The organism is Corallococcus sp. AB032C, assembly GCF_003668935.1.
Taxonomy (GTDB): domain Bacteria; phylum Myxococcota; class Myxococcia; order Myxococcales; family Myxococcaceae; genus Corallococcus; species Corallococcus exiguus.
In genome coordinates this window covers 1-16,034 of the sequence record NZ_RAWP01000160.1, presented here as the reverse complement: position 1 = coordinate 16,034, position 16,034 = coordinate 1, and the positions used below count along the sequence as shown (strand labels likewise).

The following is a 16,034-nucleotide window of genomic DNA, read 5'->3' as shown; positions in this document are numbered from 1 at the left end:
GCCTTGTCGGGCTTCGGGGCGGCCTTGGGCGCCGCGGCCGGGGGGGCCGACGGGGCCTGGGCGTGCGCGGCGGCGGTCAGGAGCAGGGCGGCGGCGAGGTGCGGTCGCATGGGCCTCGTTCTACCCGAATCCCGGGAAGCCCGGCAGCGCGCCGGGGGGACCCCCCGGGTCGTTCGCGACATTTTCTTGACGGGATCGCCGGCTGTGGGAGTTTGCCGGTGCTACAGGCGTGTTGCGAATGGAGGACGAAGTCACCATGGGTGCGGCGGTCGCGAGCTGGCAGACACTGGAGAACGTCACGGTGGAGTGCACCCACTGCGGCGTGATGATGACACTCCAGCCCGGAACCCGGGTGAAGTACTACCGGTGTGGTTCGTGCCACCGCTGGGTGTCCAGCACCTACAGCGAGGTCTTCCGCGCGGACGCGAAGATGCGCACGCACCCGGTGAAGGACACCGCGGACGCGGACGCGCGCTTCGTGGAGGTGAAGGACCGGCTGGACAAGTGGCTCTCCGCCGTCCAGGAGCAGTGCCCGTACCAGACCCTGGGCGTGTCGCCGTTGGATACGCCGGACGTGATTCGCGCGCGCTTCCACGCGCTGGCCCTGGAGCGGCATCCGGACCGGGGCGGCTCCGCGGAGCAGATGCGCGAGGTCAACGACGCCTACGAGCGCATCCTCAAGCACCGTCAGCGCAAGCGGCTGGAGGCCATGGCGTCCGGCACGTCCACGCGCGCCACGCCCGCGTCCGTCCTGCCCGCGCGCAGCAGGTAGAACCAGAAGAGCACTCCCAGCGACAGGCCCAGCCCCACCTTGGCCCAGGTGGGGAACAGGTGGCCCGGGGAGATGAAGCCCTCCACGAAGCCGATGCCGGCGAGGAAGGGTGCGCAGCCCACCACCAGCTTCACGGCTTCACGCCCGCGCGCCTGGAGCGCCTGCGCGCGCGGCAGCTCGCCGGGGTCGATGAGCGCCTGGCCCACCATCAGCCCCGCGCCGCCCGCGATGACGATGATGGACAGCTCCACGGGCCCGTGCGCGGCGATGAAGTCCAGGAAGCCCGTCATCATGCCCTCGCGGAAGCACAGCGCCCCCACCGCGCCAATGAGCACGCCGTTGTTCACGAGCGTGAAGATGGGCCCCACGCCCAGCAGGATGCCGGACGCGAACGCGAACAGCGTGACGGTGAGGTTGTTGGTCGCGATGCCGGAGGCCACGGCATTGGGCGGCGCCACGGACAACAAATCATCCGTCCACATGCGCCCCTGCGCCACGTAGCGCCGCACGCCCTCCGGCACCAGCAGCTCCGCGCCGCGCGGCTCCAGCGTCACCACCAGCGCGCCCAATAGAAGCCCCAACACCAGCAGGCCCGCGCTCACGCCCACGAAGCGCGCCTCGCGGCGCAGGGTGGCGGGGAAGTCCCGCCGGAAGAAGTCGCGCGTGGAGGCCCAGCGCTCGCGCGGCGGCTGGTAGATGGCGCCATACGCCTGCGCGCACAGCTGGTTGAGGAAGCGGTGCGCGTCCGTGCCCGGATAGAACGTCTGCGCCTGCGCCAGGTCCGCGGCCGCGCGCCGGTACAGCGTGTCCAGCGTGCGCAGCTCCGCCAGGCTCAAGCGGCCCGCGCGCTGGCGCGTCAGCAGGGCCTGGAGCGCGTCCCAGTCCGGCCGGCGCCGCGTGACGAACGTGGGCAGGGGCGCGGCCATGTCAGTGGACCGCCTTCGCGCGCGTGCGCAGGAAGGACTCCGTGGCCTCCGGCGACTGGAGCACCCGCGTGCGCTCCTCATCCGTCAGGGATGCGCCCACGCGGTCCACCAGCCTGGTGCCCAGCCGCCGCCGCACCTCCGGCTCCAGGCCGGGCGCGCGCGAAAGGAACGCCAGCACCAGCTCCACGTCCTCCGCGTTCAGGGGGCGCTGCACGCCCGCGTCCGTGGCCGGAGCGTCCACCGCGGGCGCCTGCGTGTACTTGTCCAGGTCGATGGCCTCCTCACGCACCAGCACGGTGCCGGCGAGCATGTCTCCCAACCGGCGGTGGCGTGAGTCCAGCAGCATGGTGATGCAACCGGTGGCGTAGAGCACCGGCAGGAAGTCCACCGCGCGACACAGGTTTCTCACCGCGCTCTCGAAGAAGCCCACCGGTGAGCCATCCTCGCGCACCACCCGGATGCGCATCACGCGCTTGCCGGGTGTCTGTCCATGGAAGAAGACCTCCGCCAGCGTCCAGTACAGCCATTGCGTGGCGAAGAGGCCCACCGCGAGCAGTGTTTGCGTGAGCCCCGACAGCGCCTGGAACGCCCCCAGCACGTCGGACACCAGCAGGGTGATGACGAAGTAGAGCGCCACCCAGAAGAAGAACAGCAGGCTCGCGTCCACCAGCCACGCGAGACAGCGGTAGCCGATGCCGGCCACGGGCAGGGACAGGGCCACCCGCTCGGGCGTGGCGACGTCGACATGGGGTGCGGGGGCGGAGGGAGTCATGCGCGTGGGACGCACAGCATACGCCCTTGCCATCCAGGACGCGCCATCCGCGCGCATGCGGGCGTCCCTGCCCGGGCCTCAGACGAAACAACGAGTAAAACATCCGAATGTGGACGCGGAACGTGTGTCCCTGGGGCGACAGCGATCACGACCTGACGGACGAGGCCCTGGATTTCCATGCGTTCCATGCGCAATTGACAGTCCTGCGCGGGTCCGTTCGCATGAGGCCTTGGATGATGTTAGGGTCTCGGTTGGCTGGATTTGCTTGAAACGAAAAAGGAGGTTCGGCCCGAACGGGCCAGTTCGGCAGTCGCAGGCGCAGTCCGCAGGGCAGCAGTGACAGGACCCCCGGATGGAGTTGAAGCGCGGTTCTCGCACGCTCAGCACAGGCGGAAGTTCCGCCGCGGTTCCACCGACTCCGGGGCAGGTTGAAGTCGATAGGTAGCATTGAAAGCAATTCGCCACGACGGCTGGGGGGCCATCGCATGGCAGCGAATCAATCGGCAGTTCGTATTTCGATTCTCGAAGGACCGTGGGCGGCCTGGCAGGGCCTGTCCGATGGGCTTCGGGGTGAGGGTCATTCCACTTCGGTGACGCGCGACGTGCGCGGCTTCCTGGACGGGCTCGGCACGGATCCACCTCAGGTGGCCATCCTCGACGTGGAGAGCGACGGCGAAGCCGCCATCGGATGCTCCGTGACGGAGGGGCTCAACCTCCTGCGAGAGGCCCGCAAGCGCCGGCTGGAAGTGCGCATGCTGCTCTTGTCCGCGGTGAGCACGCCGGAGGTCATCTCCCAGTGCTTCGACGAAGGGGCCTCCGGGTATCTCTTCCGCGCGGGGCTGGGCGTGAACGCGGTGTCCTCCGCGGTGCAGTCGCTGGTGCGGGGCGAGCGCCTCTTCCCGGTGCAACTGCTGCGCAACGACTTCGAGCATCCGCCGGTGACATCACCCACGGCGAGCGTCTTGTTGCTGCTCACGCAGCGCGAGCGCGAGGTGCTGCAGTACGTGGCGGGCGGGGCGGACAACCTGAAGATCGCCGCGCATCTTCAAATCGCCGAGCGCACCGTGAAGTCACACGTCACGCAGCTCTACCGCAAGCTGGGCGCGGAGAACCGCACCCAACTTGCCCTGCGCGCCTGCCACCTGGGCGTCAGGCCTCCGCCGGACCTCTAACGGGGCCGGCCCACCCTCCCCGTTGAAGCGGGGAGGGCGCGGTGGGAAGCGCACGCGGCCTTCAGTTCTTGTTGCGGGCCGCGTCTTCTTCCATCTTCTTGCGGAGGCTCAGGGGACGCATGTCCGTCCAGACCTCCTTGATGTACTCCAGGCACTCGGCCTTCAGGCCCTGCTTGCCGGCGTCCTTCCAGCCCAGCGCGTTCTCACGGTCCGCGGGCCAGATGGAGTACTGCTCTTCGTGGTTCACGACGACCTTGTAAACGGTCGTGTCTTCGCGCTCGTCGCTCATGGGGTGTGACTCCTGGAAGCTGGGGACCCCCCTTTCGTCGCACACCCGGGGAAAAGCGGTCAAGGTAGGCGCTCGCGACAAATCCCGGTCCTTCCTGGGAGGGCGGATCCGCGCCCGGCCGCCCGCCGGGGCTGCGCCCACAATACGCGTCCGTGACACGAGCGACGTGGGGCGCGGATACTCGGCCGCATGCGCATCTGGAAGAACGCCGTGTCGGGGCTCGTGCTCCTCGTGGGGGGCATCTGGGCCTCGCTGGCTCTGGCCCTGACGGGGACGGGGACGGAGGGGCCGCACGTGGCTCGGGGCCTCGTCGCGGTGGCCCTGGTGGCCCTGGCGGTGGCGGCCTGGCGGTGGCGTTCGCGGCGCTGGAGCGTGGCGGTGATGCTGTTGGGTTGTCTGTCCGTGTACGGGTGGGTGCGGACGTTCCAGCCTTCCAACACGCGGGACTGGGCGCCGGACCTGGCGCGGGCGCCGTGGGCGGAGGTGGCTGGGACGCAGGTGACGCTGCACGACGTGCGCGACTTCCGCTACCGCGGCACCACGGACTGGGACCCCGCCTGGTACACGGCCACCTACGACACGGCCGCGCTCACGGACGCGTCGTTCATCGTGGAGCCGTTCTCCGGCTTCTACGGCGCCGCGCACACGATGGTGAGCTTCGGCTTCCAGGACGGCCGCCACGTGGTGTTCTCCGTGGAGGTGCGGCGCGAGCAGGGGGAGACCTTCTCCGCGCTGGGCGGCCTGTTCCGCCGTTTTGAAATCACCTACGTCGTGGGCGACGAGCGGGACCTGGTGCAGCTGCGCTCCAACTTCCGCCATGACGACGTGTATGTGTATCCGGTGAACGCGTCGAAGGAGCGCATCACCGCGTTCTTCATGGACATGGTGCAGCGGATGAACGGGCTGCACACGCAGCCGGAGTTCTACGACACGCTCACCAGCAACTGCACCACCAACCTGGTGCATCACTTCGAGAAGGTGGCCACGAAGAACGTGCCGTATGACCACCGCACGCTGATGCCGGCGTTCTCGGACGCGCTCGCGTACGAGCTGGGCATCATCGACACGGACGCGCCGCTGGAGCAGGTCCGCCAGCGCTATCACATCAACGCGCGAGCGCTGGCCGCGCAGGGGCGGGACGACTTCTCCGCCCGCATCCGCGCGCCGCTGGAGACCGCCGCCGCGCCCGCGCCGTGATCAGGTCCCCGTCGCGGCCCGGGGCTCCTCGGGCATGCGGTCTCTCTTCAGGTGCTTGTCGTAGTGAGCCTCCAGCGCGGTGAAGTAGCCACGCTCTTCCCACAGTTCCTGGAGGATCAGGTCCGTGAGCGACTTCACCTCCGCGTTCTCGGTCTTCGGGTCGGGCACGCGGGGGCCGCGCGTCGGATCCAGGAAGACGCGCGTGGCCTCGGCCAGCAGCACCCGACTGCTGCGGAAGATGCGGCGCAGCGCCTGGTTGACGGGCCGGGCGTCCATCTCCGAGCAGGCGGCGATGATGGCGGCCTGCACCTCGCTGGGCGCATCTGTCTGAAGTGAGGCCGCGTCCAGGTCGCCCCGCTCCAGCGCGTGGTGCAGCAGGTAGCCGTGGTGGAGGCATGCGCTCGTCAGGTCGACGCAGTCCTTCACCCAGAGGACGAAGAAGACCTTGCGGAACACCTTGCGCACGGGGAAGAGCGCCACGGCCTTGAGATGGGACACCAGCCGTCCGCCCAGACTGCGCGCGTCGTATGAGCCGGCGAGCATCGCCACTGCCTTGTCCGGCGCCTTCAGGCCCCGCTCCTTGAGTTGGTCTCGCACGGACTGCTCGCGCACCTGACGCAGGGCGTAGTCGTCCAGGAAGGGCACGGGGATGAGCGGGGTGAGCCCGGCTGCCACGGCGTGGAAGGCCACGCGGGCGAGCGAAGGCGGCACGGCGTTCGGCGGAGGAGCGTGGGTGGTTTCAGCCATGGCGTGTTTCATAACCGCTTCCGCCCGGGCCGCCTTCCGCCGATAGAGTGGGATTGTCAGGAACCCGGCGCGAGGCGCGGGACAGGGAAAGGCGTTGCACCGCATGAAGGCGAAGGCGAAGCAGGAGCTCCCCGTCGTGCCCTTCGCGTCCGAGAAGGCGTGGGAGAAGTGGCTGGAGAAGAACCACGTTGACGCGCCGGGCGTCTGGGTGAAGCTCGCCAAGTTCGAGTCCGGCATCCCGTCCGTGACGTATGCGCAGGCGCTGGAGGTGGCGCTCTGCTACGGCTGGATTGATGGGCAGAAGGGCGCGTTCGACGCGGAGTACTGGCTCCAGCGCTTCACGCCGCGCAAGCCGCGCAGCAAGTGGTCGAAGATCAACTGCGGCAAGGTGGAGGCCCTGGTCGCCTCCGGGCGCATGAAGCCCGCGGGCCTGCGCGAGGTGGAGTCCGCGCGCGCGGATGGCCGCTGGGAGGCGGCGTACGCGGGGCAGAGGACCATGGAGGTGCCGGAGGACCTGACGCTCGCGCTGGAGAAGAACCCGAAGGCGAAGGCGGCCTTCGCCGCGCTCAAGGGTGCCAACCGCTACGCCATCCTCTTCCGGCTCCACGACGCGAAGAAGCCGGAGACGCGCGTGCGCCGGATGGAGAAGTTCGTCGCGATGCTGGAGGCCGGGGAGCTGATCCACGGCTGAGCTCGCTACGGCCTGCTACGGCAGGATGCGCTGCAGGAGCGCTCCGCCCGCCTGGAGGAGCGCGCTGCCAGTGATGAGGTGCGCGCGGGTCTCGCCGCTCATCAGCGACGCCGCCATGCTCACCCCCAGCGGCTGCTGCCGGAAGAACGCGGTTTCGCGCATCGAGAACTCCCAGATGTTGGAGGCCGTCGCGGGCCGGTTGAGCAGCTCGCGGTTCGCCTCGTAGAAGTCGCCCACCTGGCCCGCGGCGGCCTCGCGCCCGGCGGCCTGACCCGCGCGTGCCTGCTGCTGCATCTGTTGGAGCAGCGCGGGCGCCATCTGGGATTGGCCCATGCCCTCCACGGCCAGGGCCGCCGCGGACGGGGCGGCACCTGCCGCGTAGCCCACCGCGCCCATCCCCTGCATCGCGCCGGACAGCAGCGGACGGATGGCCGCGCCCACCGAACCCGCGGGCGCCTGCCGCACCACCTCCAGCGCCCGCTCGCGCTGTCCCATCGGCGCCGGTCCGCCCGCGCCCGTCAGGTTCACCGGGGCAGGGGCGCTGGGGCCTTCGAATCCGTCCCGCTGGAGCGCCACCCGCTGCGGCGTCCGCGTGGGCCCGGCCGGAGCCGTGGAGGCACCTGGAGCCGCCGGACGGGCCTCCGCCACCGGGTTGGACACGGGGAGCGAGACGCTCCGGTTGCCGACTGGGCCTACGTTTCCCATGCCTTCCACGTTAACACGGACTCTCCGTCCGGGTCGCGCGGGAGCTGCGCGAGGAGGTGGGCCTGCAAGTGCCGGCAACGAGTCTGCGCGTCGTGTGCGAGCCGCACCACAGGGACGAGTTCAAGCGGGACTCGTGTCACTTCGTCGAGATGGAGCTCGATACAGAGCCCCAACTCGTGCTCGACCAGCGCGAGGTGGTGTGGGCCCGGTGGATGGACGTGGAGACCGCGCTGCGCTTGCCGCTGATGCCCGTGGTGCGCGCCTACCTGGAGGACGCCGCGCGGCGGCGGGGACTCGTGCCTTCTTGCCCGCCCCCTTAGCGTGAAGGCGGCCTTGCCTCTGTCTTGCACCCTCCACTTCGCCACCTCACCTTCCAGCGATTGAACTGGAGCGGAGGTGACCGTGCTGCAGGAAGCCAGGACAACGCCTTGGCAGAACGTGGGGCGTGGGGTGTTGGGCTCGTTCATGGTCGGCGCCGGCACGGGCCATCTCTCCTTCGCGCGAGGGCCCTTCCAGGCGCAGGTGCCGGACTGGGTGCCCATGGACAAGGACCTCGTCGTCCTGCTCTCGGGCGTGGTCGAAATCGGCCTCGGGCTGTCCCTGCTCTTCGACAAGCGCCACCGGATTCCCCTGGGGCTGGGACTGGCGGCCTTCTTCGCGGCGGTCTTCCCCGGCAACCTGCATCAGTACGACAAGCGCCTCTCCGCGTTCGGCCTGGATACGGACCGGAAGCGCCTGGTGCGGCTGTTCTTCCAGCCCGTGCTGATGGCCTGGGCGCTGTGGTCCACCGGTGCCCGAAAGGCATTGCGGTAGACCCCAGCGCTTCATCATGTCTGGGATTGCGCGGGACGGCGGACTACTTCGTTTCGCCCATGACTTCGATGGTGTGCTTGAGCCGCTCCAGGCCCAGGCGCACCAGGGCGCCGCGCAGGTCGGGCTGGCCCAGGAAGGCCTTCTTGAACACGTCGCGCTCCAGCTTGAGCAGCGTGCAGGGCGTCACGGTGCGCACGGTGGCGGTGGCCAGCCGGCTGCGCAGCAGGGAGATCTCCCCGAACAGGGCGCCTTCCTCCAGCTTGGGATAGGCGGACTGGCGGCCGTCGCCGTGCGTGTGGAAGACCTCGCACTGGCCCCGGAGGAGGACGTAGAGCGCGTCACCCGGCTGGCCGCGGGTGAGCAGCGTCTCTCCGGCGGGGACGGTGCAGGGGACGAAGGAATCTCCCAGCTCATGCTGCACTTCCGGGGGCAGGGCGGCGATGAGCGGGTTGCTGCGCAGCGCGTCCGCGAGCAGGCGCTCCCGGGCCGCGACCTGCATCTGCTCCCCCTTCACGCCGTAGTCCTTGCCCAGCTCCCGGACGCCGGCCTGGGTGAGCTCCAGCAGCACGGCGTCCTCCACCGTCACGATGGTGGCGGTGCGCTGCGTGCCGGTGAGCAGCGCCAGCTCCCCGAAGAACTCGCCGGCCCCCATGCGGCCGACCTCCGTGTTGCCACCGTGGTCGCCGCCGCGAAGCACCGCGACGCGGCCCTCCAGCACCACGAACATCGAGTGTCCCGGGTCGCCCTCGCGCACCACCACCTGGCCCGCGGGCAGGTAGCGTGTGCAGACGGGCGGCGGCGCGGGGGCGCCTTCCGTCTCCGCCGGGGCGCTGGTCGCCGCCGAGGGGGCCGCGGCGGCTGCGGGCGTCTGTCCGGCTTCCGGGGCCGGAGCGGACGGGTGGGCGGACAGCAGGGCCTGCAGGCGCGCGAACAGGGACATGGTTCGCAAATGCTACCGACCCGCCCGGGCAGAAACTGTGAAGCGCTTCACAGGCGGAGCCGTGGCGGCCTGAAAGAGAGCCAGGCGGGCGGGAGGCGTCATTGAGCAGGGATTGACGGGCGTTCGCCACGTCTGGGTTCATTCCACCTGACGCGGCGGGACGGACGCCGGGGATGGCGTGGGCGGACCGGGACGCCCTACAGTCCCGGGCTCATGGGAGACACGCTGGACGTCGTGGTGGACCTGGGGGATGTGGGCGAGACGGCCGCGGATGCCGTGCTGCTGAAGTACGCGCAGGGCTTCCATGGGGCGGACGGCGCGGTGGCGCGTCGGCTGGAGGGGGCGGGCGTGGCCATGGACGCCTTCGACCTGCTCCCCGGGGACCACCGCTTCATCGAGTCGCGCCGGAGCCTGGGCGCTCCGTGGGTGCTCTTCGTGGGCACGGTGCGGCTGCGGCAGTTCGGCTACCACGAGATCCGCCAGTTCTCCGTGCGAGCGCTCCAGCTGCTGGAGCCCCGGCAGGAGGTGCGTCACCTCGCGTGCACGGTGCACGGCCCCAACTACGGCCTGGACGAGGACGAGGCCGTGCTGGCCCTGGTGGGCGGCTTCGTGGACGCGTTCCAGCGCGGCAGTGGTCCCCGCGACCTGGAGCGCATCACGGTGGTGGAGCTGAACCCCAAGCGCGTGGAGCGGCTGCGCAAGGCGATGGCGCTGGGGTTGGGGCTCACGCCGGGCGTGGAGCCGCTGATGGGGGCCACGGGCTTCCGCGTCCGGCGGACGTCCCGCTTCGTCCAGGCGCCGCCCATGGCCTCCGCGGGCGCGAACTCCCACGAGAAGCCCCATGCCTTCGTGGCGATGCCCTTCGCGCAGGAGCTGGAGGACACCTACCACTACGGCATCCTGAACCCCGTGAAGGCGGCGGGGCTGCTGTGCGAGCGGGTGGACCAGGCCGTCTTCGACGGTCCCATCATCCAGCGCATCCGGGACCGCATCGACACCGCGAAGGTCGTCATCGCGGACCTGTCATTGGCGAATCCCAATGTCTATCTGGAGGTGGGCTATGCCTGGGGACGCGGCAAGCCCACCCTGATGCTGGTGCGCGACGTGAAGGAGCTGCGCTTCGACGTGTCCAGCTACCGGTGCCTCGTCTACCGGAACATCCGGCACCTGGAGGAGTTGCTGACGCAGGAGCTGAGGCGCATCGGTTGAGTGCGCGGCCCGGTCAGTAGGGGGCGCAGAGGATGCCCTCGCAGTTGCCCGCGCCGTTGTCCCGCGCGACGTTGCCGCCGCCGTCGTAGGCGGTGGGCGCATGGATGCCCCAGCCCGTGTTGCCCAGGGCCACGTTGCCAATCACCGTGGGCGTGCTCGGGGGCAGGACGCGGAGGCCGTCACCGTCGTTCCGCAGGAACCGGTTGGCACGGACGATGCCGGTCTGTGGACTACCGAGATTGGAATAGTCTCCCAGGGTCAGTCCGCCCGCATTGTCCCAGAAGGTGTTGCCCTGGACGTAGACCTGCGATGAGGCGGCTGTAAGCCCATTGTCATTGCCCACGAGCCAGTTGTTGATCATATCGAGCTGGATCACATTCCAGACGGGCGTCGCCGTGGGGGCGAACGACGCGTTGTTCGCGATGAGCGTGTCCTCGAAATGGAACACGTTGCAGATGTCGCGGCCCCCGATGAACGCAGTCGAGGTGGCCACTGCCTCGTTCCGCGCGAAGGTGCTCGACCGGACGCGGACACTGGCCGCGAAGCAGTAGATGCCGATCTCGTTCCCCGTGAAGGTCGAATCGAGGACGTCGGCCACATGGGTATCCAGGTAGATGCCGATGCGGTTGTTCTCGAAGTGGCTCGACCTCACGTCGAACGTACCGACGGACGCGTCGATCTCGCTTCCGAACCCGGCGTCATTGCCGATGAAGCGCGAATTCGTAACGAGGAAGTAGGTGCTGCTGGACCTGTTGTAGATGGCGGTGCCGTTGTCGGCGAACATGAGCTCGTGCAGCCGCAGATAGTGGCCTCCGTCGGTCTCGACGCCACTTGCGAATCCGCGAATCGTGCCGTTGCGCACCATGCTGTTGCCGGTGATCACGATGCCCTGGGTGTCTTTCTGGACCGGACTCGATCGGCGCACGGTGTGTCCGCCCAGGTCGAGGACGATGCCCGCGCCTTCGATGCGGAGCGCGGGCTCGTCCGTGCCCGGGCAGGAGAGGTCGTGCGTGAGCCGGGTGTGCTGGGTGATGACGTCGCCACAGTGGACCTCGCATCCGGCAGGCTTCGCCTGCTGGAACCGGGCGTCGAGCGACTCCCTGTCCGCCGCGAGCACCGGGGGCGTTCCCAGGGACAGTCCCGCGATGGCCATTGTGACGAAGAAGCCCCCTGCGTTGTGCATGCCGCCTCCCGGCCGGAAGTCCTTCCGGCGACCGGAAAAAGGCTAGACACGGCGCCGTGATTGGCTTCCCGTCTGTCAGGAGCAACGCACCCGCCGGAAGGTGACAGTCTGGATGCACGGCGGGTCGGGATAGTCAGGCACCAGGACTGTCTGTCACCAGCCGCGCGCCGCGACCTCCCACGTGGCCATGTGCGTGCCACCCCGCACGACATGGAGCCGGGAATGCTGAGGGACGGAAACACAGACATGGTTGGGAACCACTCGCACACGGTCTCCGATGCGCGGGCGCCACGTCGTGCCGGACACGTCCAGCAGGCCGTGCTCCTCCGACAGGTTCTTCACCACGACCTCCGGCTGGTCCAGCAGGACGCCATAGCCCGGCGCCAGCCCTTCCTCCTTCACCAGCGCCTTCGCCCCCGCGTCGATGACCACCTGTCCCGGAACGGCCGTGCTCACCACCGTGGCCAGAACGGAGTAGGCGCACTCCGTCCAATCACAGGCACCGATGACGGCGGCGTTGCGGTCGTTGAGCACGTTGAGGCCGGGACGGATCTCCGTGAGGCCCTTCACGGTATGGGATTGCCAGAGCGTCGGCGTGGATCCGCCACTGACCACCTCCGGCGGCAGACCCGCGCTCTTCAAGGCATCCACGAACGTCGCGACCGCATCGGACTGGGACTGCATCAGCGCGGGCAGCTCCGCCTGGGGAACACGGATGTGGCCCGCGTAGAAGGTCAGTCCGCGAAAGGCCACCCCAGACGTGGACGCCGCCGCGCGCGCCAGGGCCAAGGCCTCGTCTGGCGAGCGCAGCCCCACGCGGCGCATGCCCAGGTCCACCTCCACGAGCACGCCCACGGTGCGCCCCGCATCCCGCGCCGCGCGCGCCAACCCCTCCAGCACCTCAAGGGAGTCGAGCGCCACGGTGAGTCGCACGCGCGAGGGCAGGGCCATCAGCCGCGCCAGCTTCCGCGTGCCCACGGGTGGATACGCGAGCAGCACGTCGTCGGACACGGGCGCCATGACCTCGGCTTCCAGGAGGGTGGCCACCGTGACGCCAGAGGCTCCCGCCGCGACCTGCATCGCTCCCAGCTCCGCCGTCTTGTGCGTCTTTGTATGGGGACGCCAGCGCAAGCCATGCTCGCGGGCATAGGCCGCGACGCGCTGGAGGTTCCGCTCCACGCGGTCCAGGTCCACGATGGGGGCGGGCGTGTCGAGGCTGTCGAGGAAGGTCGAAGACATGCGGCGCATGGTGGCACCGCGTTCCTCGCCCCGTCACCCGAATCCCCGGCGTTGCGTTCGCGGGGCTACGCAGCCGGCTCGAAGCTCACCGTGGGCCGCTGCCAGCTCCAGCCGCCGCCCTTCAGCGCCTCCGTCGCCTGCGCATCCAGCACGCGCAGCGCCGCGAGCACGTCCGCGGGCGGGCGGGGTGCGCCCGGTGCGCTCTCCACCTCGAAGCGCGGGGGAATGGCCTCGGCATCCCGGCCGCCCATCACCACGCGGACGCGGCAGTTCTGCGGGGACAGCTCCGTCTCCCCGGACCAGGACACGTCCTGGACGACGAGGTCCACCGCGCCTGGCACCTTCTGCCCCTTCAGCCGCGTCACCACCGCGTCCAGCGAGCCCTTCGCGCGCGCGTTCCGCTTCTTTCCAAGACGGGTCAGCGTCCACCACGCGAGGCCGCCCGCGACCACGGGCGAGAGGATGAAGTAGGGGATGAGCGGGCTCATGGGGCGGCAGGCTGCCACGAAACCCAAAAGAAGAAACGCCCGTCTTCCGAGCCGCAAGGACTCGGAGGACGGGCGCAGGGAGAAGCCCGGCTACTGCGGCGCGGGCGCGGCGACCTTCTTCGTCGCGTTGGGCTTGTACGTCATGCCCAGCTCGTTGAAGACGAAGGAGTAGACGTCCACCTCCTCCTCGATGCGCGAGGACAGCGGCGTGCCCATGCCGTGGCCCGTCTCCGCGTCGGCGCGCAGCAGGATGGGCTTGGGGGACGCCGTGGCCGCCTGCATCCGGGCCACCATCTTGCGCGAGTGGAACGGATCCACGCGCGGGTCATTGGCGCCAGAGGTGAAGAGCACCGACGGGTACTTCGTCCCGTCCTTCACGCGGTGCACCGGCGAATAGCCATACAGCGCCTTGAACTGCTCCGGGTCCTTCACCGAGCCGTACTCCGTGACGTTGAACTGGCCATTGGGCGTCAGCTCCGTGCGCAGCATGTCGTAGATGCCCACGCGCGCCACCACCGCGCCGTACTGCTCCGGGTGCTGCGTCAGCGCCGCGCCCATCAGCAGGCCGCCGTTGCTGCCGCCCTGGATGGCCAGCTTCTTCGGCTGCGTGTACTTCTGGTCCACCAGCAGCTTCGCGCACGCGTAGAAGTCGTCGAACACGTTCTGCTTGTTCGTGAGCGAGCCGGCCTTGTGCCACTCCTCGCCGAACTCCGAGCCGCCGCGCAGGTTCGCCACCGCGAACACGCCGCCCTGCTCCAGCCACATGCCCGTCAGCGGGCTGTAGCCCGGGTTGATGGAGATGTTGAAGCCGCCGTAGCCGGTGAGCCACGTGGGGTTGTTCCCGTTCAGCTTCGTGCCCTTCTTCTTCAGGATGGAGAGCGGCACCTTCGTGCCGTCCTTGGACGTGGCCTCCGTGCGCACCACCTCCACGTCGCTCATGTCGATGGGCGCCGTGCGCGCCATCGCCGTCTTCGTCACCTTGCCGTCCGCCGCCGTGAAGCGGAACCACGCGGCCGGCTGGGTGAAGCTGCCGTTGACGATGAGCAGGTCGTCCGCGCCCTGGCGCACCAGCCCGCCCACGAACGACACCGGCAGCGTGGGCACCAGCCCCAGCGCCTTGCCCGTCAGGTCCACCATGCGCAGCTGCGAGGGGCCACCCAGCTGCTCCAGCAGGTACAGACGGCTCTTGGTCGGCACCGCGGCCTGCACCGTCGCCTGGCCCTCGGGGATGACCACCGTGGCCTTGTCCAGCGTGGGCGTGGTCAGCGGCAGGCGCAGCACCTTGCCCTTCGGCGCATCCTTGCGGCTGAGCAGGTACGCCGCGCCGTCGCTGCCGAAGCGCGCCGACACCACCTTGTCCGCGTACTTCGCCACCTGCGTCCACGCGCCCTTGGGGCCGTGCAGGTACAGGTCGAACTCGCCGCCGTCGCCGTTGGCCACGCGCGCGAAGGTGTACTGGCCGTCGTCGCTGGACTCCAGGTCCGTCATCGCGATGCGCGGGAAGTCCTTGCCCAGCGCGTACGTGTCCTTCTCCGTGGGCGTGCCCAGCGTGTGGAAGTACACCTGCTGGTACACCTCGCGGTCCACGGGCGGGCGCTCCTCGCCGCGCGGGTAGCGCGTGTAGAAGAAGCCCGTGCCCTGCGCGTTCCACGCGAGGCTGCCGCCCGCCGTGCCGCCGTTGACGCGGGGCACGAGCTCGTTGGCCATCGCCTTCGCCGTGGCCACGTCCCACACGGACACGTCACCGCTCTCCGTGCCGCCCTTGGACATGGAGACGGCGACCTTCTTGCCGTCGTGCGACAGCTGGAACCAGTCGATGGTCGTCTTGCCGGAGGTGTCCACCTGCGTGGGGTCCACCAGCACGCGCTCCTTCGACGTGTCGTCCAGCGAGCCCACCACGATGAGCGTGGGCTGCTGCTTGGGCGGCTGGAACTTCAGGCTCAGCAGCGTGCCGCCCTGTTCGTCCAGGCCTCCGTAGGAAGGCGACTTCCAGGACAGGAGCTCCGTGATGCGCTGGCGCAAGGGCTCGCGGCCCGGGAGCTTGTCCAGGTACGTGCGCGTGTACGCGTTCTGCGTGTCCGTCCACTGCTGCACCTTCGGCTCCGTGGCGGACTCCATCCACTGGTACGGGTCCGCCACGGCGGTGCCGTGGTAGGTGGTTTCCACGGGCTGCTTCTCCGCGGCGGCGGGCTTCGCGGGAGCCTTCCCCGCGGCTCCGGACACGAGCGGCAACAGCAGCGCTGCGGTCGTGACTGCGATTCTGGACTTCATGGTTCACCTCGCATGCGGGTGTTTCCCTGCGGGACGCTCAGCGCAGGGGCAGCTCCACCAGGGCGGTGGAGAAGGTGTCGAAGGTCTCGTTGGCGTTGGGCTTCGTGCCCTCGTCCATGTTGCCGAGCATCAGCGCGAAGACGACGCGCGGATGCTCCGTGTCGTTCGGCCGCTCCGCCACGCCCACGAAGCACTTCTGGCCCGTGAGCGTGCCCGTCTTCGCGCGGATGCGGCCCGCGGTGGACTGCGTCGTCTTGCGGCCCGCCAGCGTCCCGTCCACGCCCAGCACCGGCAGGCTGTCCACCAGCGCGGCGCCATACGGCTCCTGGAGGCTGGTGAGCAGCACCCGCGCCATGCCCCGAGGCGACGCCAGGTTGTAGCGGGACAGGCCGCTGCCATCCACGGGACGCAGGTCCTTGGTGGGCACGCCCCGGCGCGCCAGCTCCGCCACCAGGGCCGTGCGCAGCGCGACGTAGCCCTCCTGGCCGGTGCGCTCGCGGGCGAAGCGCATGCCCAGCCGCTCCGCGTACAGGTTGAGGCTCTCCTTGTTCGTCACGCGCACCAGCTCCGACAGGGGCGGGCTGATCAACTCCACCAGCGGCGACGGCATGGGGGGCAGG

General features: G+C 69.6%; 18 protein-coding genes. 7 read left to right on the top strand and 11 right to left on the bottom strand.

Features of this window, described 5'->3' with window-relative positions; translation table 11 throughout:
- Positions 1-238: 238 nt before the first annotated feature.
- Positions 239-772 (top strand): J domain-containing protein, encoded by a 534-nt coding sequence (locus tag D7X99_RS39015; RefSeq protein WP_233614086.1) that lies wholly within the window; start codon positions 239-241, stop codon positions 770-772.
- Here the strand turns inward: D7X99_RS39015 and D7X99_RS39010 are convergent.
- Together D7X99_RS39010 and D7X99_RS39005 are read right to left on the bottom strand one after the other, a co-directional pair.
- Positions 688-1,698 carry a stage II sporulation protein M gene (locus tag D7X99_RS39010; protein ID WP_121782174.1) on the bottom strand — a complete coding sequence of 337 codons (1,011 nt, stop codon included), beginning with the start codon at positions 1,696-1,698 and terminating at the stop codon, positions 688-690. The two genes, D7X99_RS39015 and D7X99_RS39010, sit on opposite strands and share 85 nt — an antisense overlap.
- 1 nt (position 1,699) lies before the next feature.
- Positions 1,700-2,470, bottom strand: coding sequence for an RDD family protein (locus tag D7X99_RS39005; protein WP_121782178.1), 771 nt, complete (start codon positions 2,468-2,470; stop codon positions 1,700-1,702).
- A 485-nt stretch (positions 2,471-2,955) separates the two neighbouring features.
- Here D7X99_RS39005 and D7X99_RS39000 point away from each other — a divergent pair, with 485 nt between their 5' ends.
- Entirely contained in the window at positions 2,956-3,642 is a 687-nt protein-coding gene (locus D7X99_RS39000; protein WP_043321786.1) for a response regulator transcription factor, read from the top strand.
- A 61-nt stretch (positions 3,643-3,703) separates the two neighbouring features.
- Here D7X99_RS39000 and D7X99_RS38995 read toward each other — a convergent pair whose 3' ends face one another.
- Positions 3,704-3,931 carry an MbtH family protein gene (locus D7X99_RS38995; protein ID WP_014397734.1) on the bottom strand — a complete coding sequence of 76 codons (228 nt, stop codon included), beginning with the start codon at positions 3,929-3,931 and terminating at the stop codon, positions 3,704-3,706.
- A gap of 189 nt (positions 3,932-4,120) precedes the next feature.
- Here D7X99_RS38995 and D7X99_RS38990 point away from each other — a divergent pair, with 189 nt between their 5' ends.
- Positions 4,121-5,128, top strand: a complete 1,008-nt coding sequence (locus D7X99_RS38990; protein ID WP_121782173.1) for a DUF4105 domain-containing protein — start codon at positions 4,121-4,123, stop codon at positions 5,126-5,128.
- On the opposite strand, the gene D7X99_RS38985 is transcribed toward D7X99_RS38990, so the two are convergent.
- Positions 5,129-5,875, bottom strand: a complete 747-nt coding sequence (locus D7X99_RS38985) for a hypothetical protein (protein ID WP_233614083.1) — start codon at positions 5,873-5,875, stop codon at positions 5,129-5,131.
- A gap of 103 nt (positions 5,876-5,978) precedes the next feature.
- On the opposite strand from D7X99_RS38985, the gene D7X99_RS38980 reads away from it, so the two are divergent.
- Positions 5,979-6,566, top strand: coding sequence for a YdeI family protein (locus D7X99_RS38980; protein ID WP_121782177.1), 588 nt, complete (start codon positions 5,979-5,981; stop codon positions 6,564-6,566).
- A gap of 15 nt (positions 6,567-6,581) precedes the next feature.
- Here the strand turns inward: D7X99_RS38980 and D7X99_RS38975 are convergent, their stop codons facing one another.
- Positions 6,582-7,271 (bottom strand): hypothetical protein, encoded by a 690-nt coding sequence (locus D7X99_RS38975; RefSeq protein ID WP_147476395.1) that lies wholly within the window; start codon positions 7,269-7,271, stop codon positions 6,582-6,584.
- A gap of 44 nt (positions 7,272-7,315) precedes the next feature.
- Here D7X99_RS38975 and D7X99_RS38970 point away from each other — a divergent pair, with 44 nt between their 5' ends.
- Together D7X99_RS38970 and D7X99_RS38965 are read left to right on the top strand one after the other, a co-directional pair.
- Positions 7,316-7,591, top strand: a complete 276-nt coding sequence (locus D7X99_RS38970; protein ID WP_255429667.1) for an NUDIX hydrolase — start codon at positions 7,316-7,318, stop codon at positions 7,589-7,591.
- 130 nt (positions 7,592-7,721) lie between these two features.
- The gene (locus D7X99_RS38965) at positions 7,722-8,084 is read left to right on the top strand and encodes a hypothetical protein (protein WP_233614077.1); all 363 of its coding nucleotides are present in this window, start codon (positions 7,722-7,724) and stop codon (positions 8,082-8,084) included.
- Positions 8,085-8,127: 43 nt separating this feature from the next.
- On the opposite strand, the gene D7X99_RS38960 is transcribed toward D7X99_RS38965, so the two are convergent.
- A complete protein-coding gene (locus D7X99_RS38960) occupies positions 8,128-9,024 on the bottom strand; it encodes a cyclic nucleotide-binding domain-containing protein (protein WP_121782170.1) in 897 nt (298 codons plus the stop codon).
- 213 nt (positions 9,025-9,237) lie between these two features.
- On the opposite strand from D7X99_RS38960, the gene D7X99_RS38955 reads away from it, so the two are divergent.
- Positions 9,238-10,233, top strand: a complete 996-nt coding sequence (locus D7X99_RS38955; RefSeq protein ID WP_121782169.1) for a hypothetical protein — start codon at positions 9,238-9,240, stop codon at positions 10,231-10,233.
- A gap of 13 nt (positions 10,234-10,246) precedes the next feature.
- On the opposite strand, the gene D7X99_RS38950 is transcribed toward D7X99_RS38955, so the two are convergent.
- The 5 genes from D7X99_RS38950 to D7X99_RS38930 all read right to left on the bottom strand — a co-directional run.
- Positions 10,247-11,416 carry a NosD domain-containing protein gene (locus D7X99_RS38950; protein ID WP_121782168.1) on the bottom strand — a complete coding sequence of 390 codons (1,170 nt, stop codon included), beginning with the start codon at positions 11,414-11,416 and terminating at the stop codon, positions 10,247-10,249.
- Positions 11,417-11,569: 153 nt separating this feature from the next.
- On the bottom strand, positions 11,570-12,664 hold the full coding sequence (locus D7X99_RS38945) for an alanine racemase (RefSeq protein ID WP_233614074.1): 1,095 nt from the start codon (positions 12,662-12,664) through the stop codon (positions 11,570-11,572).
- A gap of 56 nt (positions 12,665-12,720) precedes the next feature.
- Positions 12,721-13,143 carry a hypothetical protein gene (locus D7X99_RS38940; RefSeq protein ID WP_121782167.1) on the bottom strand — a complete coding sequence of 141 codons (423 nt, stop codon included), beginning with the start codon at positions 13,141-13,143 and terminating at the stop codon, positions 12,721-12,723.
- Between the two features lie 90 nt (positions 13,144-13,233).
- Positions 13,234-15,414, bottom strand: coding sequence for a prolyl oligopeptidase family protein (locus D7X99_RS38935; RefSeq protein ID WP_121782166.1), 2,181 nt, complete (start codon positions 15,412-15,414; stop codon positions 13,234-13,236).
- A gap of 37 nt (positions 15,415-15,451) precedes the next feature.
- A partial coding sequence (locus D7X99_RS38930; RefSeq protein WP_199756422.1) for a D-alanyl-D-alanine carboxypeptidase occupies positions 15,452-16,034 on the bottom strand: 583 nt, incomplete at its 5' end.